General features: G+C 73.2%; 22 protein-coding genes and 1 pseudogene. 13 read left to right on the forward strand and 10 right to left on the reverse strand.

Annotated features, from left to right (window positions below):
• The first annotated feature begins 64 nt into the window (after positions 1-64).
• From ACXJKF_RS05545 to ACXJKF_RS05570, 6 genes are all read left to right on the forward strand, one after another.
• On the forward strand, positions 65-1,513 hold the full coding sequence (locus ACXJKF_RS05545; protein WP_055916982.1) for an alpha,alpha-trehalose-phosphate synthase (UDP-forming): 1,449 nt from the start codon (positions 65-67) through the stop codon (positions 1,511-1,513).
• On the forward strand, positions 1,506-2,279 hold the full coding sequence (gene otsB / locus ACXJKF_RS05550) for a trehalose-phosphatase (protein WP_456786732.1): 774 nt from the start codon (positions 1,506-1,508) through the stop codon (positions 2,277-2,279). Before ACXJKF_RS05545 ends, otsB begins: the two co-directional genes overlap by 8 nt.
• Positions 2,280-2,334: 55 nt before the next feature.
• On the forward strand, positions 2,335-3,924 hold the full coding sequence (locus tag ACXJKF_RS05555; RefSeq protein ID WP_456786733.1) for an outer membrane protein assembly factor BamB family protein: 1,590 nt from the start codon (positions 2,335-2,337) through the stop codon (positions 3,922-3,924).
• A gap of 2 nt (positions 3,925-3,926) precedes the next feature.
• On the forward strand, positions 3,927-5,420 hold the full coding sequence (locus tag ACXJKF_RS05560; RefSeq protein ID WP_456786734.1) for an outer membrane protein assembly factor BamB family protein: 1,494 nt from the start codon (positions 3,927-3,929) through the stop codon (positions 5,418-5,420).
• Positions 5,421-5,610: 190 nt separating this feature from the next.
• Entirely contained in the window at positions 5,611-6,738 is a 1,128-nt protein-coding gene (locus ACXJKF_RS05565; RefSeq protein ID WP_456786735.1) for an ABC transporter ATP-binding protein, read from the forward strand.
• Positions 6,739-6,859: 121 nt separating this feature from the next.
• Complete coding sequence (locus ACXJKF_RS05570) at positions 6,860-8,146, forward strand: DUF4032 domain-containing protein (protein WP_456786736.1); 1,287 nt, start codon at positions 6,860-6,862, stop codon at positions 8,144-8,146.
• Positions 8,147-8,197: 51 nt separating this feature from the next.
• Here the strand turns inward: ACXJKF_RS05570 and rlmB are convergent, their stop codons facing one another.
• The 5 genes from rlmB to ACXJKF_RS05595 form a co-directional block, all read right to left on the reverse strand.
• Positions 8,198-9,205, reverse strand: coding sequence for a 23S rRNA (guanosine(2251)-2'-O)-methyltransferase RlmB (gene rlmB, locus ACXJKF_RS05575; protein WP_456786737.1), 1,008 nt, complete (start codon positions 9,203-9,205; stop codon positions 8,198-8,200).
• 138 nt (positions 9,206-9,343) lie between these two features.
• On the reverse strand, positions 9,344-10,777 hold the full coding sequence (cysS, locus tag ACXJKF_RS05580; RefSeq protein ID WP_456786738.1) for a cysteine--tRNA ligase: 1,434 nt from the start codon (positions 10,775-10,777) through the stop codon (positions 9,344-9,346).
• 307 nt (positions 10,778-11,084) lie between these two features.
• The gene (locus tag ACXJKF_RS05585) at positions 11,085-12,269 is read right to left on the reverse strand and encodes an alanine racemase (RefSeq protein ID WP_456786739.1); all 1,185 of its coding nucleotides are present in this window, start codon (positions 12,267-12,269) and stop codon (positions 11,085-11,087) included.
• Positions 12,266-13,507 carry an MFS transporter gene (locus tag ACXJKF_RS05590; RefSeq protein ID WP_456786740.1) on the reverse strand — a complete coding sequence of 414 codons (1,242 nt, stop codon included), beginning with the start codon at positions 13,505-13,507 and terminating at the stop codon, positions 12,266-12,268. Before ACXJKF_RS05590 ends, ACXJKF_RS05585 begins: the two co-directional genes overlap by 4 nt.
• Positions 13,504-14,136, reverse strand: coding sequence for a TetR/AcrR family transcriptional regulator (locus ACXJKF_RS05595; protein ID WP_456786741.1), 633 nt, complete (start codon positions 14,134-14,136; stop codon positions 13,504-13,506). The genes ACXJKF_RS05590 and ACXJKF_RS05595 overlap by 4 nt, the downstream gene beginning before the upstream one ends.
• A 162-nt stretch (positions 14,137-14,298) precedes the next feature.
• Between ACXJKF_RS05595 and ACXJKF_RS05600 the strand changes: the two genes are divergently transcribed.
• Entirely contained in the window at positions 14,299-15,651 is a 1,353-nt protein-coding gene (locus ACXJKF_RS05600; protein ID WP_456786742.1) for a D-arabinono-1,4-lactone oxidase, read from the forward strand.
• A 63-nt stretch (positions 15,652-15,714) separates the two neighbouring features.
• Here ACXJKF_RS05600 and ACXJKF_RS05605 read toward each other — a convergent pair whose 3' ends face one another.
• Entirely contained in the window at positions 15,715-16,710 is a 996-nt protein-coding gene (locus ACXJKF_RS05605) for a LacI family DNA-binding transcriptional regulator (protein ID WP_456786743.1), read from the reverse strand.
• 325 nt (positions 16,711-17,035) lie between these two features.
• On the opposite strand from ACXJKF_RS05605, the gene ACXJKF_RS05610 reads away from it, so the two are divergent.
• The 5 genes from ACXJKF_RS05610 (at position 17,036) to ACXJKF_RS05630 (ending at position 23,181) form a co-directional block, all read left to right on the forward strand.
• Positions 17,036-18,349 (forward strand): ABC transporter substrate-binding protein, encoded by a 1,314-nt coding sequence (locus ACXJKF_RS05610; RefSeq protein ID WP_456786744.1) that lies wholly within the window; start codon positions 17,036-17,038, stop codon positions 18,347-18,349.
• Between the two features lie 74 nt (positions 18,350-18,423).
• Complete coding sequence (locus tag ACXJKF_RS05615; RefSeq protein WP_456786745.1) at positions 18,424-19,326, forward strand: carbohydrate ABC transporter permease; 903 nt, start codon at positions 18,424-18,426, stop codon at positions 19,324-19,326.
• Positions 19,327-19,336: 10 nt separating this feature from the next.
• Complete coding sequence (locus ACXJKF_RS05620) at positions 19,337-20,239, forward strand: carbohydrate ABC transporter permease (protein ID WP_456786746.1); 903 nt, start codon at positions 19,337-19,339, stop codon at positions 20,237-20,239.
• Positions 20,236-22,149, forward strand: a complete 1,914-nt coding sequence (locus ACXJKF_RS05625; RefSeq protein WP_456786747.1) for a glycoside hydrolase family 127 protein — start codon at positions 20,236-20,238, stop codon at positions 22,147-22,149. Before ACXJKF_RS05620 ends, ACXJKF_RS05625 begins: the two co-directional genes overlap by 4 nt.
• A gap of 81 nt (positions 22,150-22,230) precedes the next feature.
• Positions 22,231-23,181 carry an NADP-dependent oxidoreductase gene (locus ACXJKF_RS05630; protein ID WP_456786748.1) on the forward strand — a complete coding sequence of 317 codons (951 nt, stop codon included), beginning with the start codon at positions 22,231-22,233 and terminating at the stop codon, positions 23,179-23,181.
• 57 nt (positions 23,182-23,238) lie between these two features.
• Here the strand turns inward: ACXJKF_RS05630 and ACXJKF_RS05635 are convergent, their stop codons facing one another.
• Together ACXJKF_RS05635 and ACXJKF_RS05640 are read right to left on the reverse strand one after the other, a co-directional pair.
• Entirely contained in the window at positions 23,239-23,454 is a 216-nt protein-coding gene (locus ACXJKF_RS05635; RefSeq protein WP_456786749.1) for a hypothetical protein, read from the reverse strand.
• Between the two features lie 82 nt (positions 23,455-23,536).
• Positions 23,537-24,442 carry a LysR family transcriptional regulator gene (locus tag ACXJKF_RS05640; RefSeq protein WP_456786750.1) on the reverse strand — a complete coding sequence of 302 codons (906 nt, stop codon included), beginning with the start codon at positions 24,440-24,442 and terminating at the stop codon, positions 23,537-23,539.
• A gap of 73 nt (positions 24,443-24,515) precedes the next feature.
• On the opposite strand from ACXJKF_RS05640, the gene ACXJKF_RS05645 reads away from it, so the two are divergent.
• A complete protein-coding gene (locus ACXJKF_RS05645) occupies positions 24,516-25,547 on the forward strand; it encodes an EamA family transporter (protein WP_456786751.1) in 1,032 nt (343 codons plus the stop codon).
• On the opposite strand, the pseudogene ACXJKF_RS05650 reads toward ACXJKF_RS05645, so the two are convergent.
• Together ACXJKF_RS05650 and ispD are read right to left on the reverse strand one after the other, a co-directional pair.
• A pseudogene (locus tag ACXJKF_RS05650) lies at positions 25,469-25,888 on the reverse strand (2-C-methyl-D-erythritol 2,4-cyclodiphosphate synthase); the annotation flags it as partial. The gene ACXJKF_RS05645 and the pseudogene ACXJKF_RS05650 sit on opposite strands and share 79 nt — an antisense overlap.
• Positions 25,885-26,631 carry a 2-C-methyl-D-erythritol 4-phosphate cytidylyltransferase gene (gene ispD / locus ACXJKF_RS05655; RefSeq protein ID WP_456786752.1) on the reverse strand — a complete coding sequence of 249 codons (747 nt, stop codon included), beginning with the start codon at positions 26,629-26,631 and terminating at the stop codon, positions 25,885-25,887. The pseudogene ACXJKF_RS05650 and the gene ispD, both read right to left, overlap by 4 nt.
• Between the last annotated feature and the right edge of the window lie 7 nt (positions 26,632-26,638).

Below are 26,638 nucleotides of genomic sequence, written 5' to 3' on the forward strand. Positions count from 1 at the left end.
CTGCCCGGCAACGCGCGGTACGACCTGCACGGATAGGGTCGGACCGACCCGAGGAGTTGATGTCTTGCCTTCCGACGCGCCCGCGCACGGCTACGACTTCGTCGTCGTCGCGAACCGTCTCCCCGTGGACGTGAGCCTGGACGACGACGGCGAACCCACCTGGACCCGGTCCCCCGGCGGCCTCGTCACGGCGCTCGCGCCGGTGATGGCGAGCACGAGCGGCGCCTGGGTCGGCTGGGGCGGCTCCCCCGACCTGGAGCTCGAGCCGTTCGACGTGGACGGCACGGAGCTGATCCCGGTCGTGCTCACCGAGGACGACCTGGAGAAGTTCTACGAGGGCTTCTCCAACGACACCCTCTGGCCGCTGTACCACGACGTCATCGAGCCCCCCGCGTTCCACCGGCAGTGGTGGGACTCCTACCAGAAGGTGAACCGGCGCTTCGCGCAGGCCGCCGCGGACCAGGCGGCCCAGGGCGCGACCGTCTGGGTGCACGACTACCAGCTGCAGCTGGTCCCGAAGATGCTGCGCGAGCTGCGCCCCGACCTGCGCATCGGGTACTTCCACCACATCCCGTTCCCGCCGCTGGAGCTGTTCGCGCAGCTGCCGTGGCGCGTCCAGGTGATCGAGGGGCTGCTCGGCGCGGACCTCGTCGGCTTCCAGCGGGCGGGCGACGCGGCGAACTTCGTGCGCATCGTGCGTCGGCTCACCGACCTCACGACCCGCGGTCAGATGGTCACCCTCAACGAGGCCGAGGGGCACCGAGGACCCGGGCGGCACGTGCGCGCCGCGGCGTTCCCCATCTCGATCGACTCGCACGCGTTCGACGAGCTGGCCCGTACGGACGCGGTCCGCGAGCGCGCCCTGCAGATCCGCCGCGAGCTGGGCGACCCGGAGTTCCTGCTGCTCGGGGTGGACCGCCTCGACTACACCAAGGGCATCCGGCACCGCATCAAGGCGTACGGCGAGCTGCTCCTGGACGGCCGGCTGTCCCCGCAGAGCACGACGCTGGTCCAGGTGGCCAGCCCGAGCCGGGAGAACGTGGGTGCGTACCAGCAGCTGCGCGACGACGTGGAGCTGCTGGTCGGCCGGATCAACGGCGACTACGGGCAGGTGGGCCACGCCCCCGTGCAGTACCTGCACCAGTCGTTCCCCATGGAGGAGATGGCGGCCCTGTACCTGGCGGCCGACGTCATGCTCGTCACGGCTCTGCGCGACGGCATGAACCTCGTGGCCAAGGAGTACGTCGCGGCCCGGTCCGACGACCGCGGCGCGCTGGTGCTCTCCGAGTTCACGGGCGCCGCCGACGAGCTCACCGGCTCGGTGCTGGTGAACCCGCACGACATCGACGGGATGAAGGACGCGATCACGTACGCCGTGCACATGGACGCCCGCGAGTCCCGCAAGCGGATGCGCCGGCTGCGCCGACGCGTGCTGGGGCACGACGTCGTCGCCTGGTCCGAGGACTTCCTGGCCGCCCTCAACGCCGTCCCCGTGCGGGCCTCCCGTGACTGACGCGCTCCGGACCGCCCTGACCGCGCTCGCGCAGGACCCGGCACGCCGCCCGCTCCTGGTCGCCCTCGACTTCGACGGCACCCTCGCCCCGCTGCAGGACGACCCGTCCGCGTCGCGCATCCTCCCGGCAGGGGTGGAGGTGCTCGCCCGGCTCGCGGGGACGCCGGGGGTCGCGCTCGCGCTGGTGTCCGGGCGGGCCATGCACGACCTGCACGTCCTGGCGCAGGTGCCCGCGGGCACGTTCCTCATCGGCAGCCACGGCGCCGAGCGGGCGCGCGTCACCACGTTCGGGCTCGACCGCGACGTCGTCCAGCTGACCGACGAGCAGGCGGACCGCCTGGCGTCGCTCGGCGCGGAGGCGGCGCGGATCGCCCGCGGCCGGGACGGCGTCTGGGTGGAGACCAAGCCGACCGCCGTCGTGGTGCACACCCGGCTGGCGGAGGCGGTGGACGCCGAACCGGCCGAGCAGGAGGCGATCGCCCTCGGGGAGCGCCTCGGTTCCGGTGTCCTGCACGGCAAGGACGTCGTGGAGATCTCGGTCCTGCGCGCGAGCAAGGGCGAGGCGCTCACGGCGCTGCGCGACGAGCTCGGTGCACCGGTGGTCCTGTACGCGGGCGACGACGTCACCGACGAGCACGCGTTCGAGGCGCTCCTCGACGAGGACGTGACCATCAAGGTCGGCCACGGGACGACCACGGCGCGGTTCCGGGTCGAGGACCCGGACGAGCTCGTGGCCGCTCTGGCGACGCTCGCCGACGGCCTCTAGGACCTCACCCTCCCTCTGCTGGTCGGTCGTGGGGTCGAGGCGTAGCGTGCGCCTCATGCCCGGCCGGATGCGCGAGGTCGAGCTCGTCGAGGCTGTGGACGAGCTCGAGCGCACGCGGCCTCGCCCGGGTATCCCGCTGGCGCCGGCCGAGCCCGTCCGGGACCCCGGGGACGACGTCCTCGCCGCCCGCACCTGGGTGCGGCGGCACGCCCCCTGGCTCGTCGCGTCGGCCGCGGTCGTCGTCGGCTCGCTCGCCGTCACCCAGGTCGTCCTCGACCGGCGCGAGGACGCCCGGGTCGCCGCGCTCGCCGCCGTCCCGGGGATCGTGCCGCCCATCGACTCGTCCGTCGGCGTGCTCTGGTGGGCCGACCCGGAGCTCGCGCCCGCGCTGCAGTCGGGCGCCGTGGTGGACGGCCTGCTCGTCGGCGGCGTGCAGGACGCGTCGGGCGACCCGGTCATCGTCGGACTCGACCCCGGCACAGGGCGCGTCGCGTGGCGGACCCCGGTCGACCTGCCGACGCCCCAGCCGACCCCGACGAGCGCGTCCCCGGAGCTGTGGATCTCCTGCGCCGCGGTGCCACGGACGGACGCGGGCGACGACGAGCCCGTGGCGGCCTGCATCTCCCAGCAGTACGGCGAGGGCGTCGAGGGCATCCCGCGGTCGTCCGTGTGGGTGCTCGACCCGGCTGCCGGCACCCTGCTGGCGGACCGCGAGGTCGACGGCAGCTGGGGACTGACGTTCGTCGACGACGCCCTCGTGGTCGCCCAGCCCGTCGACGAGGACGGCGCCCCGGCACGCACGGACGCGGGTGCGGTCCGGTGGCGGGTCAGCGCCGACGACGTCGTGAGCGGCGAGCCGCGCTGGACCTGGACCACGCCGCTGACGGACGTCGTCGGCCGCGAGGACGGGCCCGAGAGCGCGTACGCCACCCGCAGGGCGTCGCTGGAGTCGACCGGCGACCACGTCGTGCTCGGCGTCGACGGCCACGGCTGGGTCCTCACCGCCGACGGCGAGCCCTTCCTCGACGTCCCCCTCGACCCTGCGTCGTGGCTCCAGCCCGCCCGGGCCGACGTGTTCATCGAGAGCACCTGGACGTCGTCGGCCTACAGCGGCACGCTCCTGCTGCCCGACGGCACCCGGGTCCCCATCGACGAGACCGCGAGCTGGCTCGCCGTCGACGACGGGTCGGCACCGGGCGTCGTCCTCACCGTCGGCCAGGCGCCCGGCGGTGCCGACGGGCTCAGCGGACGGTCGGCACGGACGGGTGCGCGGCTCTGGCACGTCGACGGCACCATCGTGACGAGCCTCCTGCTCGACGGGACCCTGTACGTCGCCACGTCCGACTCGCTGCTCGCCGTCGACGCCGTCAGCGGTGACCTGCTCTGGCGGACCGAGATCGACCACATGCCCCAGCAGCTGTCGACGGACGGCCGGTACCTGCTGCTGCCGGGCCTCGGCGTGACCCTCGAGGCGTACACGCTGACCGACGGCGAGCTGGCGTGGACCGTCGACCTCGCCGACCAGGTCCGCGCGGACGCCGGCGGGGACAGGTCGACGGTGTTCGTCGGGGGCTTCCAGTCGGGCTGGCACGACCCTCGGCTGTACGTGTGGATGGACACCGGCGCGGTCGCGGTCCTGGGCTGACCATGGGCGCCACGGTCGTGCACGCGCACCTCGCCCCCGTCGAGCTGGTCGACGGGGAGGACGCAGCCGAGGTCGACCGTCGCGCACCCGCCGACCGGCCGCCCTCGTGGCTGCGACGGCACGCCGCGTGGGTGGCCGGCGCGAGCGCTGCCGCCGTGCTCGCGCTGGTGGCCGTCCAGGGGGTGCTCGACGCGCACGAGCGGGAGCGCCTCGAGTACCTCGCGGACGTGCCCGGCGTGCTCAGCCCGCTGCACGACCCCCCGGGGACGCTGCGGACGTGGACGCCGAGCGCGGGCTCGCTCGTCGCCGCGGACTCCGCCGGGCACTGGGCCATCGGCGCCCGGTACCACCTCGGCGGGGTCGACCTGCGCGCGACGGACCCGGACTCCGGCGACGTCCTGTGGTCCGTGCCGTTCTCCCTCGACGACGCCCTCCCGCCGGGCGGCCGCTCCGAGTTCCCGTCCGTCTGGGTCCGCTGCACCACGACGACCTCCCCCGACGGACCCCGGGCGGTCTGCGCCGCGGAGGTCTCCCCGGCGCGCCCCGGGGGTGCCGTGACCCCGCTGCTGGTGCTCGACCCCGAGTCCGGCACGACCCTGGCGACGACCAGCCTGGCCCCCGGCTCGCTGTGGTCCGTCACGGCGGCGCACCTGGTCGTCGCGACCCCGCAGCGGGACTCCGCCGGCGCCGTGCGGTGGACGCTCACCGCGACCGACCCCGCCACCGGGGACGTGCAGTGGCGGCAGCGGACCCCGCGCGTGCCCGAGGTCCACGCGGTGCGCCTCGGCGACCGGGTGATCCGCTCCGCGGCCGACCTGGCCAGCGACGACGACCGGGTGCTCCTGACCGACAGCGGGCACGCCTGGCTGTTCGGCGCCGACGGAAAGTCCCGCGGTGACGTGACCGTCGAGACCGACGGCTGGGCGGAGCTGGCCCGCGCCGGCACGGTGGTGTGGTCACCCTGGCAGGCGTTCGCGTTCTCCGCGGGCGTCCTCGTCACCCGGGACGGCACCCGCACCCCGGTGGCCGAGCGACCCGCCCGGCTCGCGGTCGACGACGGCAGCGCGCCCGACGTCGCACTGCTCACCGACAGCGAGGATGCCGGGCTGGCGTCGCTGGTCGGGCGGGACGCCACCACGGGCGAGGAGCTCTGGCGCCTCACCGGCACCACCGGCCAGGCCCTGCTCGTCGACGGGGTCGTGCACGTCGCCCAGGGCCGGGACGTCCGCGCGCTCGACGCCCGGACGGGCGCCACCCACTGGGTCACGCACGTCGACGCACCGCCCGTCTACCTGGGCACCGACGGCTCGCTCGTCGTCGTCGTCACCGCCGATCGCACGCTGCGCGGGCTCGACCGGTCCGACGGGAAGCTCGCCAGCGTGGCCGACGTCGCACGTCATCTCGCCCGCGACCCGGGCGGTGTCGACCAGGTCAGCGAGTACGCAGGTCGGCTCCTCGTCCGGTTCCGGGACGGGTCCGGGATCCTGGTCGGGTGACCGTCGAGTGACCGCCGGGTGACGTGTCATCCGTCACAGCCGGGTGTGGTCCGTCCACGGCGGTGTGGCATGATGACCGCGGGCCACCGGAGGAACCCTTCTCCAGCGGCCCGTGTCATCGAGGACACTCTTGACACTCTTCACTACGGATCGTCCGGCACGTACCTGCCGGTGAAGGGATTGATCAGCCATGGCAACGGTCACTTTCGACAAGGCCTCCCGGGTCTACCCGGGCACGGAGCGCCCCGCGGTCGACGCGCTCGACCTGCACATCGAGGACGGCGAGTTCCTCGTCCTCGTCGGCCCCTCCGGTTGTGGTAAGTCCACCTCGCTCCGCATGCTCGCGGGCCTCGAGGACGTCAACGCGGGCCGGATCCTCATCGGCGACCGCGACGTCACCGACGTCCAGCCGAAGGACCGGGACATCGCGATGGTGTTCCAGAACTACGCGCTGTACCCGCACATGACGGTCGCCGACAACATGGGCTTCGCGCTCAAGATCGCCGGCACCCCGAAGGCGGAGATCCGCCAGCGCGTCGAGGAGGCTGCCAAGATCCTCGACCTGTCCCAGTACCTCGACCGCAAGCCGAAGGCCCTCTCCGGTGGCCAGCGTCAGCGCGTCGCCATGGGCCGCGCCATCGTGCGTTCGCCCCAGGTGTTCCTCATGGACGAGCCGCTGTCGAACCTCGACGCCAAGCTCCGCGTCCAGACCCGTACGCAGATCGCGTCGCTGCAGCGTCGTCTCGGTGTCACCACCGTCTACGTCACGCACGACCAGACCGAGGCCCTCACCATGGGTGACCGCATCGCGGTCCTCAAGGACGGTCTCCTGCAGCAGGTCGGCACCCCGCGCGACATGTACGACACCCCGGCCAACGTCTTCGTCGCCGGCTTCATCGGCTCGCCGGCCATGAACATCGGCACGTTCCCCGTGCTCGACGGTGTCGCCAACCTGGGCCGCGCCCGCGTCGCCGTCCAGCGCTCGGTCATCAGCCAGTTCACCGACGACGACAAGAACCACGTCACCGTCGGCTTCCGCCCCGAGTCGCTCGACGTCGTGCCCGCCGGCACGCCGGACGGCATCCCGGTCATCGTGAACATCGTCGAGGAGCTCGGCTCCGACGCGTTCGTCTACGGCTCGCTGACCAACGAGTTCGGCCACGCCGACGCGGTGCACTCCGGTGCCGGCGACGCTCAGGTCATCGTGCGCGTCGACCCGCGCCAGGTCCCCGCCAAGGGCGAGACGATCTACGTCCGCATCCGCGAGGGCGAGACGCACCTGTTCCACGCGGGCTCGGGCCAGCGCATCGAGGCCTGACCTTCGCACCACCCGACAGGGCGGTCCCGGCTTCGGCCGGGGCCGCCCTGTCGGCTTTCGCGCGCCCCGTTGTCGCTTTCGTCAGGCTGCCGCGTGGGCGTTCTCTGAGAGGATCGAGCCCATGAGCCCGACGCCGCAGCGCCTGCAGATCACCGCGGCCTCGCCCGACCCCGCCCTCCTCGACCTGCCGTGGCACATCCCGCTGGAGGAGTGGCCGGCCGAGACGCTCGCCGCCCTGCCCCGCGGCATCTCCCGGCACATCGTGCGGTTCGCCAAGATGTCCGGCCGCGTCATCGCCGTCAAGGAGATCGGCGAGACGGTGGCCTACCGCGAGTACGAGCTGCTGCGCCAGCTCCGACGCCTCGACGTCCCGAGCGTGGAGCCGGTCGGCGTCATCACCGGCCGTTCCGACGCCGACGGCGAGCGGCTGGAGGCGGTGCTGATCACCAAGCACCTCTCGTTCTCGCTGCCCTACCGCGCGCTGTTCAGCCAGTCCCTGCGCCCCGACACCGCGACCCGGCTCATCGACGCGCTCGCGGTCCTCCTGGTCCGGCTGCACCTGGTCGGCTTCTACTGGGGCGACGTGTCGCTGTCGAACACCCTGTTCCGCCGGGACGCCGAGACGTTCGCCGCGTACCTCGTCGACGCCGAGACGGGCGACCTGCACGACAAGCTGTCGGACGGTCAGCGCGGCTACGACCTCGAGGTCGCGCGCGTCAACATCATCGGCGAGCTCATGGACCTGCAGGCGGGCGAGTTCCTCGAGGAGGACGTCGACGCCGTCGCCATCGGGGACGCTCTCGCCGAGCGGTACGGCGAGCTGTGGCGTGCCCTGACGGAGTCCGAGTCGTTCACCTTCGGGGACCGCTGGCGCGTGCAGGCCCGCATCGACCGCCTCAACGACCTCGGGTTCGACGTCGGCGAGCTCGACATCACCACGGACGTCGACGGCACCAGCGTGCGGATCCAGCCGAAGGTCGTCGACGCCGGTCACCACTCGCGCCGGCTCATGCGCCTCACCGGGCTCGACGTGCAGGAGAACCAGGCCCGCCGGCTGCTCAACGACCTGGACGAGTACCGCGCGGCCACCGACCGGCAGCGTGAGGACGAGTCGTTCGTCGCGCACGACTGGCTGACCGAGATCTTCGAGCCGGCCGTGCGCAGCGTCCCCCGGGACTTGCGCGGCAAGCTGGAGCCCGCGCAGATCTACCACGAGCTCCTCGACCACCGCTGGTACCTGTCCGAGCAGCAGGGCCGCGACGTGCCCATGAAGCAGGCCGCGAAGAGCTACGTGAAGAACATCCTGCCGACGCGCCCCGACGAGCAGGCGATCCTCGGCGTGCAGGCGGGCGAGATCCCGGACACCGACATGTTCCCCCAGGTCGACCCGGACCAGATCATCGGCTGAGCGCCGGCACCGACGTGCTGGTGCCGGCCGCTGCCTGCGGCCCCGGCCGGCTCAGACGGCGCGCTGGCGGGCGACCTCGAACAGGGCGATGCCCGCGGCGACACCGGCGTTGAGCGACTCGACGGCCGACGCGATCGGGATCGACGCGATGGCGTCGCACTGCTCGCGGACCAGCCGCGACAGACCCTTGCCCTCGGAGCCGACCACCAGCACGAGCGGGTCGGTCGCGTACGGCAGGTCGGTGATCGACACGTCGCCGCCACCGTCCAGCCCGACGACGAAGACCCCCGCCGACTTGAGCCCCTGCAGGGTCCGCACCAGGTTGGTCACCCGGGCGACCGGCACGCGCGCCGCAGCACCCGCGGACACCTTCCACGCCGACGCCGTGACGCCCGCCGCGCGCCGCTCCGGCACCAGCACACCGTGCGCGCCGAACGCACCGGCCGACCGCAGGACCGCCCCGAGGTTGCGAGGATCGGTCACGCCGTCGAGCGCGACGATCAGGGCCGGGCGGTCGGTCTCGGCGGCGGCGTCCAGCAGGTCGTCGTCGTCCGCGTACGCGTACGGCGGCACCTGGATGGCCACGCCCTGGTGCACGGACCCGTCGGTGAGGCGATCCAGCTCGGCGCGGCTGACCTCGAGCAGCGGGTAGTTCGAGTTCCCGGCGGCGCTGATGATCTCGCGCGTGCGGTCGTCACCCTCCAGCCGGGACGCGATGTAGACGGTCGAGACGGGGATGCCCGCGCGGAGCGCCTCGACCACCGAGTTCCGACCGGACACGATCTCGTGCGTCGAGCTCTTCCGACCACCCTTGGAGCCGGCGGCGCTGCGGCTCGCGCCCGCCGACTGGCGTCCCGACGTGCCGCGGGTCCCGGCGACCGCCCGGCGCTCCGCGGCGACCTTCGCCTTGTGCGCGGGGTGGTACTCGCGGTCCTCCGCCTTGGGCGTCGGCCCCCTGCCCTCGAGGGACCGGCGGTTCTTGCCGCCCGTCCCCGCGCTGGCGACCTTCTTGGAGCCGCCCTTGCGGACGGCGCCGCGGCGCTCAGAGTTTCCGGCCATGTTCAGTTCTCCTGTCTTCTGAGCGACCCGAAGGTCGGTCAGCTGTCCTCTGCAGTGTCGTGCCTGTGGTCGGGCTGCTCCTGCGCTCCGCTGCGGGTGAGCGCCGCGCCGCGCCCCTCACCCTCCGCTGCACCCGGATCAGTCCTCGGTGCGCGCGGCGAGTGACCAGCGCGCTCCCGTAGACGAGTCCTCGACGACGATGCCGGCCGCGGCGAGGCGGTCCCGGATCGCGTCGGACGTGGCGAAGTCGCGGGCGGCACGGGCCTGGGCACGGGCCTCCAGCTCGGCGGCGACGACGGACTCCAGCGCCCGGGCGTAGCGCGCGTCGCTGCCGTGGGCGCGCCACTGGCTGCCGCCGGGGTCGAGGCCCAGGACGTCGAGCATGGCCCGCAGCACCACCATCGCGTCGCGGGACTCGCCGAGGTCGCCGCGCGCGAGCGCGGAGTTGCCGGTGCGCAGGTGCTCGTGCACGACGGCGAGCGCGGCGGGCACGTTGAGGTCGTCGTCCATCGCGGAGACGAACTCGGCGGGCAGCTCGACCCCGGCGACCTCGGCGTCGTCGGCGACCCCGACCTTCTCTGCCGCGCGCTCGACGAACCCGGCGAGCCGGTCCCAGGTGGCCTCGGCCTCGCGCAGGGTGTCGTCGGTCCACTCCAGCATCGAGCTGTACTGCACCGCGGTCATGGCGTAGCGCAGCACCGCGGCGCGCTCCTTGGCCAGCACGACCGTGACCAGCAGCCCGTTGCCGAGCGACTTGCTCATCTTGGCGCCACTCTGCGTGACCCAGCCGTTGTGCAGCCAGTACTGCGCGAACCCGTAGCCGGCGGCCCGCGACTGGGCCTGCTCGTTCTCGTGGTGCGGGAAGCGCAGGTCGAGCCCGCCCCCGTGGATGTCGAAGGACTCCCCGAGGTACCGCTGCGCCATCGCCGAGCACTCCAGGTGCCAGCCCGGGCGGCCGCGACCGAACGGGGTGTCCCAGGACGCCGTCTCCGGCTCACCCGGCTTGGCGGCCTTCCAGAGGGCGAAGTCGCGGGGGTCCCGCTTGGCGGCGTCGTCGACGGTGCCGTCCGGCGCGGGGATCATGTCGTCGACCCGCTGGTTGGTCAGGGCGCCGTACTCCGGGTAGCTGCGCACGTCGAACCACACGTCGCCGGGGCCGGTCGTGTAGGCGTGGCCGGTGTCGACGAGGCGGTCCATCAGCTCGATCATCGCGGGCACGTGACCGGTCGCGCGCGGCTCGTAGCTGGGCGGCAGCACGCCGAGGGCGTCGTAGGCGGCGGTGAACGCCCGCTCGTTCGTGGCGGCCCACCCCCACCACGGCTCACCGGCATCGGCGGCCTTGGCCAGGATCTTGTCGTCGATGTCGGTCACGTTGCGCACCAGCGTCACGCGGTGCCCCGTGCGGCGCAGCCAGCGCACGAGCACGTCGAACGCGATGCCCGAGCGGAGGTGCCCGATGTGCGGCGGCGCCTGCACCGTGGCCCCGCACAGGTAGATGCCCACCTCGTTCGGCACGAGTGGGACGAAGTCACGCACCGTCCGGGTCGCGGTGTCGAAGAGGCGCAGGGTCACCGGTCAAGGCTACCGGCGCAGGGCCCTCGCGCCTTCCGCACCCCCGCAACCCCTGCCACCCACCCCCGAACCCCCGCGACCGGCCCCCACGACCTCGCCACCACACGCCCGGAACGCCTGCACAGATCCGGCCTCGAGCACGTCCTGCCACGGCCGGCTGCACCAACGCCCAGAACGTCCGAGCATCCGAGCGCCATGGCAACCGGATCCTCGGACGTTACGGGTGGACCTTCGGGACGTCCGAGCATCCGAGCGTCATAGCGACCGGATGCTCGGACGTTGCACCTGGGGTGGACGCAGCGCTGGGTCAGCCGAAGGTGTGGTGCTCGCCGCGGTACGTGGGGACCGTGGACTCGATCGTCGTGTCGCGGACGAGGTGGACCTGCTCGAAGCGCTCCATGACCTCGCCGGACTTGGCGTGCCGGAACCATACCCGGTCCCCCACGCGCAGGTCCGCGCCGCTAGACAGCCGCAGCGGCGTCTGGACCTCGCCGGCGCCCTCGCGGCTGGTCAGAGCCAGCCCGGCGGGCCAGACCGGCCGTGGCTGGCGCGACTTGGTGGCGGGGCCGGACGCGATGTACCCACCGCCGAAGGCCGTCGCGAAGCCAGGTGCGGGGATGCGGACGACGTCGAGGCTGAAGAACGCGGCGGGGCGCGGGGTGAACGAGCGGTAGGCGTCGAAGAGGGTCGGCACGAACAGGCCGGAGCCGGCGGTGACCTCGGTGACGACGGGGTCGGCGGCGCTGGAGGCCACGGAGCCGGAGCCCCCGGAGTTGACCAGCGTCAGCTCGTGGCCGACGGCGGACTGCACGGCGTCGACGACGGCGGCGCGGCGGACGGCCAGGTCCCGGATCGAGAGCCGCTTGACCGCGCGGACGGCGGGCGAGGAGTCGGGCAGCCCGGCCACCTGGGCCTCGTAGAACATGACGCCGACCACGTCGACCCCGGACCGTCGGGCGATCGCCGCGGCGAGCGCTCCTGCGTCGGCGGCGGAGTGCACCGGCGAGCGCCGGACGCCGAGGTGCGCGGCCAGCGGACCGAACCGGACCTTGAGGGAGGCGTCGACGTCGAGGCAGAGCCGCAGCGTGGTGCCGTGGGCGTCGGCGGCGCGGGCGGCCAGCTCGACCTGCGCGACGTCGTCGACCATGAGGGTGACGGCCCGGGCTGCGACCGGGTCCGACGCGAGGGCGTCGAGCGCCCCGGTGTCGACGCTCGGGTAGCCGAGCAGGACGTCGTCGACGCCCTGCGAGACCAGCCAGAGCGCCTCACGCACGTTGTAGCCCATGACTCCGGCGAACCCGGGGAGCGCCAGGACGCGTTCGAGCACGTGCCGGACGCGGACGGACTTGCTGGCCACGCGGATCGGCGTCCCACCGGCCCGGTCGACCAGGTCGGCCGCGTTGGCGTCGAGGGCGTCGAGGTCCACCACGACGAGCGGCGCGGGCAAGCCGTGCGTCGCCTCGTCGAGACGCTCGCCAAGGGTGCGGGTCATGCACCGGCTCCCGCGGTGACGGGCGAGTCGGTGTGCCGGGTGACGCCGAAGCGACCGGCGAGCACCGCCACGACGACGATCAGCACGATCGGCACGACGAACCCGTAGTGCAGCGAGGACGTGCTGCCGATGGCGCCGACGAGCACCCCGCCGAGCACCGCGCCGACGTAGTTGAAGACGTTGAGCCGCGCCACGACCGCGTCCGTGTGACCCGGCGCGAGGTCCCCGGCGGCCGAGAAGCACAGGGGCGCGATGACGCCGAGGCCGGCGCCGGCCACCGCGAACCCGGCGAGGCCCGCCCACGGTCCGGGTGCCGCGACCACGAGCACGAGCCCGGCGGCGCCGATCAGCGCCCCGGTGCGCAGCACGACCACGCGACCCCACCGCCGTACGGCCGGGTCACCCGCCAGCCGCGAGGCGAGCGTCGTCGTGAGGTAGGCGGCGTAGCCCAGGGGCGCGAAGGACGCGGCCGCCAGGAGGACGTCACCGAGGTAGATCGTGCTCCAGGTGGAGATGGCGGTGTCGGCGACGTAGAACGCGATCACGCCGAGCCCGAGCAGGAGCACGGCTCCCCACGGCACGACGGCCTTGCCGCCACCGGTGGCCGGCAGCGCCAGTGCCTCGTCGGGCGTCGCGACGCCGTCCGCGTGCACCGGGACCGTGACGCGCCACCCGGCGCGCAGCACCCCGACCGCGGCGAGGACCGCGACGAGCGTGCCGGCCAGCAGCGCGACGGCGACGGGGTCGGTCGGCGTGCGGCCGACCGTGCTCGCGACGAACACGGCGCCGGCGATGCCACCGACGGACCAGGACGCGTAGAACCCGGTGAGCAGGGACCGGCCGTACTCGCGCTGGATGGCCACGGCCTGCATGTTGGTGCCGGCGTCGACCATGCCGAGCCCGACGCCGTACACCGCGAACCCGAGCGCCAGCACGGCGAAGACAGGGGCCACGGCGGCCACGACGACGGCGGTCGCGACAACGAGGAGCCCCGCGCCGAGCACGATCCGGCTGCCCCCGGGCGTGCGGGCCACCCGGTCGGCGACGAGGGTGCCCAGCGCGGCCATGACGCAGACGCCGAGCACGACGAGCGTGACCTGCCCGTCGTCGATGCCGTAGCGGTCCTTGAAGCCTTCGAGGCTGGTCAGCACCGTGGCGTAGGCGAACCCCTGTCCGGCGAAGCCGGCGGAGACCGCGATCCGCGCGCGACGAGCCGACTCGGCGACCGTGGTGCTCACGCGAGCGTCGCGGCGGTGTCGGCCTCGAGCGAGGTCGGGACGGCCACCGTGGCGAGGAAGCGCCCGAAGCCCTGCAGCCCGGCGCGGGCCGCCTCACTGTCCCCGTCGACGAGCCAGGCGAGGGAGAACCCGTCGATGACCGCGACGACCGTGCGCGCCAGGGTGCCGCGCGGGACCGTCCAGCTGACGTGCGCGGACCGCTCCACCAGGTCCAGGACCTGCTCGGCGGCGGCCCACTGGCCGCGGTACTGCTCGATGGCGACCTGGTTGAGCTCGGCGTGCCGCAGCGAGGACGTCGTCAGCTCGTAGCTCAGCAGCTGCGGGCCGCGGGACTCGCGGATGCCCGCCCAGAGGGCGTCGATGACGCCCTCGATGACGGACTCCGGGTCGACCGCCTCCGGGGGGAGCTCGCCCAGGCTGCGTTCGAGGTTGGCCGACGTGATGGCGTGGGCCATGGCGCGAAGGAGCTCGTCCTTGTCCTGGAAGCAGTAGTGCACGACCCCCAGGGAGACTCCGGCCTCGGCGGCGACGGCGCGCACGGTGGCGGCATCGATGCCGTCCCGGCTCGCGACGGCGAGAGCGGCCTCGATGAGCTGCTCGCGCCTCTCGGCCACGGGCAAGCGGTTCATGACAGGGTTCCCCTCCCTCTAGCGACGGCCCCACCGGCCGACCACCGCCCGGTGGGCGAGGCCGACGCCTCCCCCAGTGCACAGTTCAATAGCACTTGTCACGATAGTCAAGGACTTGACGCACTTGACTTGGACAACCGACCAGGACAACCTGTCACTATTATGGGACGACTGCACGCATCTGGCGACTGGCAAAACTGGGCACGCACCGCACGTGCGACGCCCGTCAGGGTGCTGCACCCCCGTGACCTGGGAGAACTCTCCTCCGCAGTGCGTTCGGGAGCGGTCGACGGGCTCCGCGTCCGGGCTGTCGGCGGCGGGCACTCTTTCACCCCCGTGGCGGTCACGGACGGGGTCCACATCCGTCTGGACTCGTTGGACGCGGTCGAGCGTGTCGAGCCTCAGACCGACGGCACGACGCACGTCACCGTCGGCGCCGGCATCCGTCTGGGCGCTCTGAACACCCTCCTCGCGGACCGCGGTCTGGCCATGCGCAACCTCGGGGACATCGACAAGCAGTCGATCGCGGGTGCCATCTCGACCGGCACGCACGGCACCGGGGCGAGGCTGGGTGGGCTGGCCACGCAGGTCGTCGGCGCCCGGCTGGTCACGGCCACCGGCGAGGTCGTCGAGACGTCCGCGACGCAGCAGCCGGAGCTGTTCGAGCTCGCCCGGCTGGGGCTGGGCAGCGTCGGCGTGCTCGCCGCCGTCACCCTCGAGGTGGTCCCGGCGTTCCGCCTGGAGGCCCGCGAGGAGCCGTGGCCGCTGGACGAGGTCCTCGAGCAGCTCGACGGCCCCGACGGGCTGGTCGAGGGCAACGACCACTTCGAGTTCTACTGGTTCCCGCACACGCGCCGCGCGCTGACCAAGCGGAACAACCGCGTCGCCGACGAGGTCGACGTCCCCCTGCCGCGGCTGCGCGGGTGGGTGGACGACGAGCTCCTGTCCAACGCGGTGTTCTCCCTGGCCAACGGGGTCGCCACCCTGGCCCCGTCGACCACGGCGTCGATCAACGGGTTCGCGGCCCGCGCGCTGTCGTCGCGCCGGTACACCGCCCCGTCCGCGGAGGTCTTCGTCTCGCCCCGGCGGGTGAAGTTCCGGGAGATGGAGTACGCGGTCCCCCGCGACCGGCTGGTCCAGGTGCTGCAGGAGATCGATGCCTGGATCGAGTCGAGCGGCGAGCGCGTGCCGTTCCCCGTCGAGGTGCGGTTCGCCGCGGCGGACGACCTGTGGCTCTCGACCGCGCACGGTCGCGCGACGGCGTACGTCGCGGTGCACCAGTACCTGCGGCTGCCGTACGCGCGGTACTTCGCGGCCGTCGAGCGGATCGTCGCCCAGGTGGGCGGGCGGCCGCACTGGGGCAAGATGCACTGGCTCGAGGCCGAGCAGCTCGGCGCGCTGTACCCCCGCTTCGCCGACGCCCAGCGCGTGCGTGCCGAGGCCGACCCCGGCGGCGTCTTCAGCAACCCGTACCTGGACCGGCTCCTCGGGTCCGGTCACCGCCGCGCGGCGTAGCCCTGCGCGGGTAGACAGCGACAGCGGCGTAGCCTGCGCGGGTAGACAGCGACAGCTGCGTACCTACCGCTTCGCGACGGTCGAGCCGCGGATCACCAGGCGGCCGGCCACGTACTCGGTGCCGGACCCGGTGTCCACGCCGTCGAGCGCGGCGAACACCCGCTGGGCAGCGGTGCGTCCGAGCTGCTGCAGGTTGGCGTCGATGCTGGTGAGCTCGGGGCGGGAGTTGGTGGTCAGCACCTCCCAGTTGTCGAACCCCATGACCGCGAGGTCGTCGGGGACGGTCCGGTGCAGGTCCCGGGCGGTGTCGAGGGCGCCGCGCGCGATCTGGTCGGAGCCGCACAGGATGGCGTCGATGTCGGGGTGCCGGGCCAGCAGGACGGCGGCGGCGTCGCGCCCCCAGCCCTCGGACCACTCGCTGTACATGACGTCGCCGACGAGCTCGAGCCCGGCGGCGCGCAGCCCGGCGACGACGCCCTCGGCACGGTCGCGGGCGGCGGCGTAGGCGGGCTCGCCGGTGATGTGCGCGATGCGGGTGCGGCCGCAGGCGATGAGGTGCTCGACGGCGACGCGGCCGGCGTGGGCGTTGTCGGGGGTGATCGAGAGGTCGGACGGGTCGTCGGACGGCGCGTACGCGTACACGACGGGGACGGGGATCGCGTGCCCGAGCGAGGGGCGCGGGTCGGTCTGCCGACCGACGACGATGAGCCCGTCGACGCGGCGGCTGAGCAGGGCGCGCAGGTGGTACTGCTCGCGGATGGAGTCGCCGCGGGCGTCGCAGAGGAAGACGTTGACCTTGCCTGCGCCGAACGCGTCCTCGGCGCCCATGAGGATCGGGATGACGAACCGGCCCTCGAGGTCGCTGGTCAGCAGGCCGACGGTGCCGGTGCGCCCGGCCAGCAGTCCCCGGGCGAGCGGGTTGGGGCTGAACGAGAGCCGTTCGGCTGCCTCCACGACGCGCTGCCGGGTGCTGTCCTTGACCTGGTCGCGACCGTTCAGGGCCTTGGAGGCGGTCGCGACGGAGACCCCGGCGAGGCGCGCGACGTCGGAGAGCGTCACGGCGCGGGCTTGTTCGGCGCGGGCCACCGGGACCACCTCCTCGTCGGCGAGTGTCGTTCGTGATCGAACTGTAACCGCAGCAACCCGTTGACGCGCCACCCCTCGCCGCCCTATCTTCAGAAAACCTTTTCGGCATGTTTCGGGATCGGGTCGGCTCCTCGGGGATCGTCCAGGCGTGCACGTCAGCGCGCCATGGACGCCCCGTCGGACCGACCGGTGCGCCCCATCCGATCCGCGGGCACCGACAAAGGGTTTCGCCCCAGAACAGATCCCCCAGGGGTGCCGACGACGGCACCCGCTCGACGAAGAGCACGAGGAGACGCCCATGAGGATCACCCGCACCCGGTCGGCAGGCACCCGCCTGGCCGCCGGGATCATGACGGCCGGCTTGCTGGTCGGACTGGCGGCGTGCAGCAGCGCAGATGACGGCGGCGACGACGGTGCTGACGCCGCCGTCAGCGCCGGCCCGGACGGGACGGACGACGGCACCACGCTGACGCTCTGGACCCGCGCACCCCTGGAGAAGCAGGCCAAGCTGCTGGTCGAGGCCTACAACGAGAGCCACGAGAACCAGGTCGAGCTGACCGTCGTCCCCAACGACGACTACGTCGCCAAGGTCGGCGCCGCCGCCGGCTCGGACGGCCTGCCCGACCTGTTCGCCGCCGACATCGTCTACGTGCCCAACTGGGTGCAGCAGGGCCTGTTCCAGGACCTGACCGAGCAGATCGACGGCCTCAGCTTCAAGGACGAGATCAACAAGGGCCACCTCGCCGCCGGGACCGCCGACGGCAAGGAGCACGTCCTGCCGTTCGTGCTCGACCTGTCGATGCTGTTCTGGAACAAGGACCTGTTCGCCGAGGCCGGGCTCGACCCGGAGAAGGCGCCGGCCAACATGGCCGAGTACGCCGAGGCCGCCAAGGCGGTCCAGGCGCTGAACAAGCCCGACACCTACGGCACCGCCACCGGCCTGAACTGCGGCGGCTGCCTGGTCTTCACCTGGTTCCCCTCGGTCTGGGCCGACGGCGAGCAGGTCATGAACGAGGACGGCACCGAGTCGCTGCTGAACAGTGACACGGCCAAGGACATCTACTCGACGTGGAAGGACCTCTGGGACTCCGGCGCGGTGCTCCCGTCGTCCGAGGACGAGGCCGGTCCGACGTGGACCGCCGGCTTCACCGAGGGCAAGGTCGGCCTGATGTTCTACCCGGCGACGCTGCTGTCGTCGACCACGGGCTTCGACGTCGGCGTGTCCGGCATCCCCGGCCCGGAGGGCGGCGCCTCGACGTTCGTCGGCGGTGACGGCATCGGCGTCTCCAAGGACTCGGAGAACGCGGCACAGGCGTGGAACTTCCTGTCCTGGATGATGTCCGAGGACGCGCAGGTCGACGTGCTGGCCAAGAACAACGACGTCGTCTCGCGCGCCGACCTGGCGGACAACGAGTACGCCGCCAAGGACCCCCGCCTGGTGACCATCAACGAGGTCGCCGGCCAGGGTGACACCCCCGTCGCGCTGAACTTCCAGCAGGCGTTCAACGCACCGAGCAGCCCGTGGCTGACCCTGGTGCGCGACGCGGTCCTCGGCGACGGAGCGAACGTCGACGCGGACAACGACGAGATCACGGCGGTGCTCGGGCAGTAGCTCGTGACCGGTGGGGTGCCGTCACGCCACGGCACCCCACCTCCCGCCCTGGAACTCCGCACGAGAGGCACCCCATGACCGTCCAGACGGCCACACCCGCACCGCCCCGCAGACGCGCCAACGGCCACCGCCTGCGCGGCTGGGCCTACGCGTCGCCGACCGCCCTGTTCGTCCTCGTCCTGTTCGTGGTGCCACTCGCGCTGGTGTTCCGGATGAGCGCGTCGAAGTGGCCGCTGCTCTCGGGCGACCAGGGGATCAACTTCCCCGACAACTTCACCGCCGCGGTCGACAACCGGTTCTTCGTCGACTCGGTCGTGTTCACGCTGAAGTACACGATCCTGGCGACGATCCTGCTGATCGCCCTCGGCCTCGGGCTGGCGCTGATGGTGCAGGAGTCGTCGCGCTGGAAGGGCCTGCTGCGCACGTCGTTCCTGGTGCCGAGCGCCCTGGGCCTGGCGTCGGCGTCCCTGCTCTTCTACGTGCTGTACTCCCCGCTGGCCGGACCGCTGGCGCCCTTCATGGAGCGCATGGGCTGGAGCTTCCTCGGCTCGCCCGACGCCGCGCTGGCCTCGACGCTGTTCCTCATCGTCTGGCGGTACGCGGGCTTCTACATGCTGCTCATGCTCGTCGGCCTGCAGGCGATCCCCGGGGACATCTACGAGGCGGCCCGCATGGACGGCGCCAACCGGTGGCACACGTTCTCCAAGATCACGATCCCGCTGCTCAAGCCCACCCTCGCGCTGACCACGATCCTGTGCGTCACGGGGTCGCTGCTGGCGTTCGAGCAGTTCTACATCCTCACCAAGGGCGGCCCGGACAACAGCACCATCACCGTGGTCCAGCTCATCTACTCGGTCGCGTTCCAGGGCCAGAACGACCTGGGCGTCGCCGCGGCGCTCTCCGTGCTCGTCCTGGCCGCGCTCGTGGTCATCAACGTCGTCCAGCTCCGCGCGTTCCGCGGCTCGGACGAGAGCTGAGGGGCCGACGATGACCATCGCCAGTGTCCAGAACCACCCCGACGCCGACGTCCCGGAGATCCTCCCGACGCACCGGACCGCCCCGCCGACGACGATCGCCGGCCTCGCGCTGCGCACGCCGTTCTGGGTGTTCTCCGGCGCGCTCGCCGTGATCTTCCTGTTCCCGCTGGTCTGGACGTCGGTGGCCTCCGTGTCGCCGCACCCGGGCACCGGGCAGGTGGACGGCTGGGGCTTCGGCAACTACCGCACCCTCGCGCACTACCAGGCCGGCATCTGGCAGTACCTGTTCAACTCGGTGTTCGTCTCCGGGCTCTGCGTGGTGCTCACGCTGCTGATCTCGACGCTCGGCGGATACGCGTTCGCGCGGTTCCGGTTCCCCGGCCGCAACGCGCTGTTCCTGCTCACGCTCGCGATCCTCATGGTCCCCTACGCCACCCTGCTGATCCCGCTGTACGTGCTGCTCAACACGATCGGCCTGCAGAACTCGCTGGTGGGCGTGGCCCTGGTGCTCACGATGTTCCAGCTGCCGTTCTCGACCTTCATGATGCGGATCTCGTTCGAGTCGGTCCCGCGGGAGCTGGACGAGGCCGCGATGGTCGACGGCTGCTCGTCGTTCTCGGCGCTGTGGCGGGTGCTGCTCCCGGCGGTCCGCCCGGGCCTGATCACGGTGGGGCTGTTCGCGTTCCTCGCGGCCTGGAACGACTTCTTCGCCCCGCTGATCCTCATCAACGACTCGAACAAGATGACGCTCCCGCTCGCGGTGTCGAACCTGCGCGGCCAGGTGCAGGGCGTCGTCGACTACGGCGCCACCGAGGCGGGCGTCGTCGTGCTGGCGCTGCCCTGCATCGTGCTCTTCCTCCTGCTCCAACGACACTACGTGCGCGGCTTCATGTCGGGTGCGCTCAAGGGATGACGATGACGACCACCACCACGACCGCCGCAACCCCGGTCGCACCCTCGCACGGCACCCTGCGCCCGCTCGGGCTCGACGACGTGCGGATCACCGGCGGCTTCTGGGCGCAGCGGCAGGCCGTCAACGGCACCGCGAGCCTCGCGCACATCGAGCACTGGATGGAGCGCGAGGGCTGGATCCCCAACTTCGACGTCGCGGCGGCGGGCACCCTGTCCGACCTCGACCGCGGTGGCCGCGAGTTCTCCGACTCCGAGGTCTACAAGCTGCTCGAGGCCATGGCGTGGGAGATCGGCCGCACGGACGACACCGCCCTCGACGGGCGGTTCCGCGCGCTCGTCGGGCGCATCGCCGCCGCCCAGGAGGCCGACGGCTACCTGAACACCAACTTCGGCCGGCCCGGGCAGCGACCCCGGTACTCCGACCTGGAGTGGGGCCACGAGCTCTACTGCTTCGGCCACCTCTTCCAGGCGGCCGTGGCCCGGGCCAGGACACGTCCCGACGCCGACGACGGCCTGCTCGCGATCGCCCGCCGCGCGGCCGACCACGTCGTCGAGGCGTTCGGCCCGGACGGCATCGCGTCCGTCTGCGGGCACGCCGAGATCGAGCCCGCGCTCGCGGAGCTGGGGCGCGCCACCGGGGAGCGCCGCTACCTCGACCAGGCCGCGCTGTTCGTCGAGCGTCGCGGCACGGGGACCCTCGCGGACATCGAGCTCGGCCGGGCGTACTACCAGGACGACGTGCCGGTGCGGGACGCGACCGTCCTGCGCGGGCACGCCGTGCGGGCCAACTACCTGGCCGCGGGCGCGGTCGACGTCGCGGTGGAGACCGACGACGACGACCTGCTCGACGCGCTGACCACCCAGTGGGAGAACACCGTCGCGCGCCGCACCTACGTCACCGGCGGGCAGGGCTCGCAGCACGAGGGCGAGGCGTTCGGGTACGACTTCGTCCTGCCCGCGGACCGCGCGTACTCCGAGACCTGCGCCGGGGTCGGCTCCGTGATGTTCTCGTGGCGCCTCCTGCTGGCCCAGGGTCTGCCGCGGTACGCCGACCTGATCGAGCGCACGCTCTTCAACGTCGTCGCCACGTCGCCGTCCCACGAGGGCACCGCGTTCTACTACACGAACACCCTGCACCAGCGCGTGCCCGGGACCGTCCCGCCGACGGACGTCGCGAGCCCCCGGGCATCGTCGTCGCTGCGGGCCCCGTGGTTCGCCGTCTCGTGCTGCCCGCCGAACGTCGCCCGCACCCTGGCCAGCCTGGCCGCGTACGTGGCGACCACCGACGACGAGGGCCTCCAGCTGCACCAGTACGCGCCGGCCCGCATCCGCACGGCCCTGGCAGACGGCCGCCGCGTCGAGCTCGACGTCGAGACCGCCTACCCGGGCGACGGCGTCGTCCGCGTGACCGTCGCCACCACCGAGGACCGGCCGTGGACGCTCACCCTGCGGGTCCCCTCGTGGGCCGCGGGTGCAGAGCTCCGCACCCCCGAGGGAGTGCAGCCGACGACGCCCGGCACGGTCTCGGTGCACCGGAGGTTCGCCGCGGGCGACGTCGTCGAGCTGCACCTGCCGATGGCGCCGCGGGTGTCGAGCCCCGACCCGCGCATCGACGCGGTCCGCGGCTGCGTGGTGGTCGAGCGGGGCCCGGAGGTGCTGGCGCTGGAGTCCGTCGACGTCGACGGCACCGACGTGTCGCGGGTGCGGGTGGACCTGGGCGCCGGGCTGCGCGAGGTCGACGGGCGGGTGCTGGCGACCCTCGTCACCGTCGCACCGGCCGACGACGCGTGGCCGTACGGCTCCCCGTCGACGGACGCGGACCGGCCCCGCTCCGAGGCCCCCCTGATCGCGTACCACGACTGGGCGAACCGGGGACCGTCGACCATGCGGGTGTGGCTCCCGGTGGCCTGACGATCACCCGGTGGGGTGATCGCCGGATCGGCAGCGGCCTGGCTCTGGCCCTGGGACCTGGGTCAGGTGCAGAGTGTGCCGGTGGCCCTCACCAGCAGGGCCGTCGTCGCGAGCGCGTACGGCGGTCCCGAAGTCCTTCGCCTCGTCGACCTCGACCCGGGAGACCCCGGCCCCGGCAACGTGCTGGTCGACGTCCGGGCGGCAGGGGTCAACCCGACCGACTGGAAGGGCTACGCGGGCGCCTACGGCACCAACCCCGCGAACCTGCCCATGCGGCTGGGGTACGAGATCTCCGGCGTCGTGAGCGCGGTCGGGCCCTCCGTGCGCTGGCTCTCCCCCGGCGACGAGATCATCGCGTGGCGCGTCACGGGCGGCTACGCGGACCGGATCGTCGTCTCGGAGCAGGTCACCGTGCGACGGCCGGCGAACCTCGACTGGCCGGCGGCCGCCGGGCTGCTGCTGGCCGGCGCCACGGCGGTCCACACGCTCAGCGCGACCGGCACCCGGGACGCCGACGTCGTCCTCGTGCACGGCGGCTCGGGCGGCGTCGGCCGCATGGTCGTCCAGCTGGCCGTCCTGCGCGGCGCCCAGGTGATCGCGACCGCGTCCCCGCGGCACCACGACGACCTGCGTGACCTGGGCGCGAACCCGGTGGCCTACGGCGACGGTCTGCTCGAGCGGGTGCACGAGGCCGCCCGGCACACCGGAGCCGTCACGGTCGCCATCGACACCGTCGGCACCGACGAGGCGCTGGACACCTCGGTCGCGGTGGTCACCGACCGCGACCGCATCGCGACGATCGCGGGCTTCGGGCGGGCCGGTGAGCTGGGCATCAAGGCACTGGGCGGCGGACCGGGCGCGGACCCGGGGACGGCCGTGCGCGAGGCGGCGCGGGCACAGCTGGCGGAGCTGGCCTCCGACGGCACGCTCGACGTCCGTGTCGCGCGGACCTATCCCCTCTCGGACGTGGCGCAGGCCCACCGGGACGGCATCGCGGGGCACGCGGCCGGAAAGCTCGTGCTGGTGCCCTGATCCGCCACGCGTCCGCCGTGATGCTCGGGCCGCTGGGAGCGGCTGGCGCAAGGGCTCTCAGAACGGCAGCGGCGGCGGCGTCTCGCTGATCTCGCGGCGGTGCTGGTCGTCGAGCTCGCGCAGTCCGGCGCTGGTCGCCTCGAGCACGTCGAGCGGGACGCGGACGCGGATCCGGATGGCCTGAACCCCGTTGTCCCGGACGGGCAGAAGGGGGCGTGCGAGCGCTCCCACGATGGGGAGCCTCTCGGTCTTGGCATCCGACGACTGTGTCACGCCGGGGACGGTACTGGACTGCGAGACCGGACGCTACCCCTGATTTCGGACACGCCGGTGACCTGCGCGCACACGCCGTCCGCTATGCGGTATCGATTTCCACCGCGAGCGCGCAGAGCTCGTCCAGGACCCGCCGGACCACCAGTCGCTCGGCCCGGTCGCGTCGGAGCAGCGCGTCGATCCGGCGGCCGGCCCGGACCCCCGCCAGAGGCACGAGCCGGACCCGCGACCCGCCGCCGAAGGTGTACCGGGGCAGCAGCGAGACGCCGTGACCGGCCTCGACCAGGGCCTCGACCACGTGGAAGTCGTTGACGCGATGCACGATCCGGGGCGCCGACCCCGAGCGTGCGGCGACCGCGCCGAGCACCGTCGCGACGGGGAACCCCTCCCGCACGGCGATCCACGGCAGGTCGCGCAGGTCCTCGGGACGGACCTCGGTGCGCTGCGCCAGAGGGTGGTCGTGCGGGACGGCCACGTCGAGCGGCTCCCGCAGCAGCGGCACGACCTGGACGGCGCGGCCGCCGGCCCAGCCGAGCCCGTCGTCGGGCCGGTGCGCGACGACGACGTCCATCCGGTCGGTCAGCGCCACGAAGTCGTCCTGGGCGACGTCCTCGTCGGTGCACTCGAGCGTGATGCCCTCGATGTCCTGCACGCGCGTCAGGAGGGCGGGCAGGAGGAGCTGCGCCCCGCTCTGGAACGCGGACACCCGCACGACGCCCTGCGGCCGCACCAGGAACTCGTCGCACGCGGCGCGCGCCCGCTCCAGGGCCACCGCGACGTCCACCGCCGCCTCGGCCAGCGCCTCGCCCGCCGGCGTCAGCCGCAGCCCGCGCCCGACCCGCTCCGTCAGGGGCACACCCACCTCCCGCTGCAGGAGGGCGACCTGCTGGGACACCGCCGACGGCGTCAGGTGCAGCACCGTCGCGGCGGCGGTGACCCCACCCTGGGTGCCGACCGTCCGCAGCGTCTCGAGCGCGCGGGGATCCATGTAGTAACGCTACATCGACATGTCATGACTATTCGCTGGTGCTGCACGATGGGCGGGCCGCATGCTCGGGACCATGCCCACCCGCGACCGCCTGATCGCCGCCTTCGTCGCCGTGCTCTGGGGCCTGAACTTCCCGGCGATCCACCTGTCGCTCGAGCAGTTCCCGCCCTTCTTCCTCGTCGCGCTCCGGTTCGCCCTCCTCGCCGTCCCGACCGTGCTGCTGGTCCCCCGGCCCACCGCACCCTGGCGCTGGATCCTGCTGTACGGCCTCGGCTTCGGCGTCCTGCAGTTCGTGTTCCTCTACCTGGCGATGTCCAGCGGCATGCCGACGGGGCTCGCCTCCCTGGTCCTGCAGTCGTCGGCGCCGTTCACGGTGCTGCTGGCCGGGGTGCTCCTGCGGGAGCGCATCACCGCGCGGCAGGGCGCAGGAATCCTGATCGCCGTCGCCGGTCTGGCGGGCATCGCCGCGCACCGCGCCGGGCTCGCCGGCGGCGCGACCCTGGTCCCCGTCCTGCTGACCCTGTGCGGCGGGCTGGGCTGGGCCGTCGGGAACCTGGGCAACCGCCGCGCCATGCAGGCGCAGCCGGGCGAGCCGTTCCGGCTGCTTCTGTGGATGTCCGTGGTGCCGCCGCTGCCGCTGCTGGCGCTGTCCCTGGTCGTCGAGGGTCCGGCGGCGATCGCCGGCTCGTTCCAGGGCCTGGGCAGCACCCAGGGGCTGCTCGCGCTGGCCGGGCTGTTCTTCACGGTCGTCGTCGCGACGCTCGTCGGCACCGGGCTGTGGACCGCGCTCATGGGGCGGCACCCGTCCAGCACGGTGGCGCCGTTCTCGATGCTGGTCCCCGTGGTCGGCATCGGCGCCTCGTGGCTGCTGCTCCGGGAGCGCACGTCGCCGGTCGAGCTGGCGTGCGGTGCACTGGTGCTCGCGGGCGTGCTGCTCGGCAGCATGCGCCGGCGTCAGCCCGAGCCCACCACCAACGCCGTGGCGATCGCCGCGACGCCCTCCCCGCGGCCGGTGAGCCCGAGCCCGTCGGTGGTCGTGGCCGAGACGCTGACCGGAGCCCCGACGGCCGCCGACAGCACCGCCTCCGCCTCCGCACGCCGCTGACCGATCTTCGGGCGGTTGCCGATCACCTGGACCGCGACGTTGCCGATGGCGAACCCCGCCTCGCGCACGCGTCGGGCGGCCTCGCCCAGCAGCACCGCACCGGCAGCACCGGCCCACTGGGGCTCCGACGTGCCGAAGTTCGACCCGAGGTCGCCGAGCCCGGCGGCGGACAGGAGCGCGTCGGCAGCGGCGTGCGCGGCGACGTCGGCGTCCGAGTGCCCGTCCAGGGGCCGCTCCCCCGGCCACGCGAGCCCGGCGAGGTGCAGGACGGCGCCCTGCGCGGGGTCGGGGTCGTAGGCGTGCACGTCGACGCCGATCCCCGTGCGGGGCAGGGTGCTCACTCGTCGCTCTCCGTCGGCAGGGCGGCGACCGCGAGGTCCCGCGCGGTCGTGATCTTGGCGGCCCGCTCGTCACCCACGACGACCCACACGGGCTCGCCTAGCCGCTCGATCAGTCCCGCGTCGTCGGAGGCGGCCAGCGCCTCGTCGTGCGCGTCGTCGGCGCCGTGCGCGTGGGCCCGCCGCAGGAGGTCGCGGGCGAACCCCTGCGGGGTCTGGACGGCGCGCAGCTCGGCGCGCGGGACGGTCTCGAGCACCGGCTCGACCGTGACGCCGCGGTGGGGTGCGACGCGCTTGATGGTGTCCGTCACCGGCAGGCCGGGGACCACCGCGGGGTGCCCGTCGCGCACCGCCTCGATGACGCGGACGACCAGCGACGGCGGCGCGAGCGGTCGGGCGGCGTCGTGCACCAGCACGACGTCCACGTCGGAGGCACGCGGGTCCGCGTCGAGGGCGGCCAGACCCGCCGCCACGGAGGCCTGCCGGGTGGCGCCGCCGGCGACGACGAGCAGGGCCACCTGGTCCGTCAGGTCGGACAGCTCGCCCGCGATGGCGTCGAGGTGGAACGCGGGTGCGGTGACCACCAGCACCCGGACGCGATCGTCGCCCGCCGCACGCGCCGCCAGCAGGTTCCGGGCAGCGTGTGCGACGAGCGACTGACCTCCCAGAGGCACCAGGGCCTTCGGGAGGGAATGACCGAGCCTGCTGCCGCTCCCGGCGGCAGTCAGCACTGCAGCGACACTCACCGTGGTG

It is taken from the genome of Cellulomonas sp. P5_C5, assembly GCF_054049655.1.

Bases quoted from the DNA above. Each gene is read 5' to 3' on its own strand.
- ACXJKF_RS05570 (WP_456786736.1), top strand. From the start codon at position 6,860: ATGAGCCCGACGCCGCAGCGCCTGCAGATCACCGCGGCCTCGCCCGAC.
- ACXJKF_RS05595 (WP_456786741.1), bottom strand. From the start codon at position 14,136: ATGAACCGCTTGCCCGTGGCCGAGAGGCGCGAGCAGCTCATCGAGGCC.
- rlmB (WP_456786737.1), bottom strand. From the start codon at position 9,205: ATGGCCGGAAACTCTGAGCGCCGCGGCGCCGTCCGCAAGGGCGGCTCC.
- ACXJKF_RS05625 (WP_456786747.1), top strand. From the start codon at position 20,236: ATGACGATGACGACCACCACCACGACCGCCGCAACCCCGGTCGCACCC.
- ACXJKF_RS05640 (WP_456786750.1), bottom strand. From the start codon at position 24,442: ATGGATCCCCGCGCGCTCGAGACGCTGCGGACGGTCGGCACCCAGGGT.
- ACXJKF_RS05555 (WP_456786733.1), top strand. From the start codon at position 2,335: ATGCCCGGCCGGATGCGCGAGGTCGAGCTCGTCGAGGCTGTGGACGAG.
- ACXJKF_RS05585 (WP_456786739.1), bottom strand. From the start codon at position 12,269: ATGACCCGCACCCTTGGCGAGCGTCTCGACGAGGCGACGCACGGCTTG.
- ACXJKF_RS05565 (WP_456786735.1), top strand. From the start codon at position 5,611: ATGGCAACGGTCACTTTCGACAAGGCCTCCCGGGTCTACCCGGGCACG.
- ACXJKF_RS05600 (WP_456786742.1), top strand. From the start codon at position 14,299: ATGGGACGACTGCACGCATCTGGCGACTGGCAAAACTGGGCACGCACC.
- ACXJKF_RS05560 (WP_456786734.1), top strand. From the start codon at position 3,927: ATGGGCGCCACGGTCGTGCACGCGCACCTCGCCCCCGTCGAGCTGGTC.
- ACXJKF_RS05610 (WP_456786744.1), top strand. From the start codon at position 17,036: ATGAGGATCACCCGCACCCGGTCGGCAGGCACCCGCCTGGCCGCCGGG.
- ACXJKF_RS05615 (WP_456786745.1), top strand. From the start codon at position 18,424: ATGACCGTCCAGACGGCCACACCCGCACCGCCCCGCAGACGCGCCAAC.
- ACXJKF_RS05645 (WP_456786751.1), top strand. From the start codon at position 24,516: ATGCCCACCCGCGACCGCCTGATCGCCGCCTTCGTCGCCGTGCTCTGG.
- ACXJKF_RS05620 (WP_456786746.1), top strand. From the start codon at position 19,337: ATGACCATCGCCAGTGTCCAGAACCACCCCGACGCCGACGTCCCGGAG.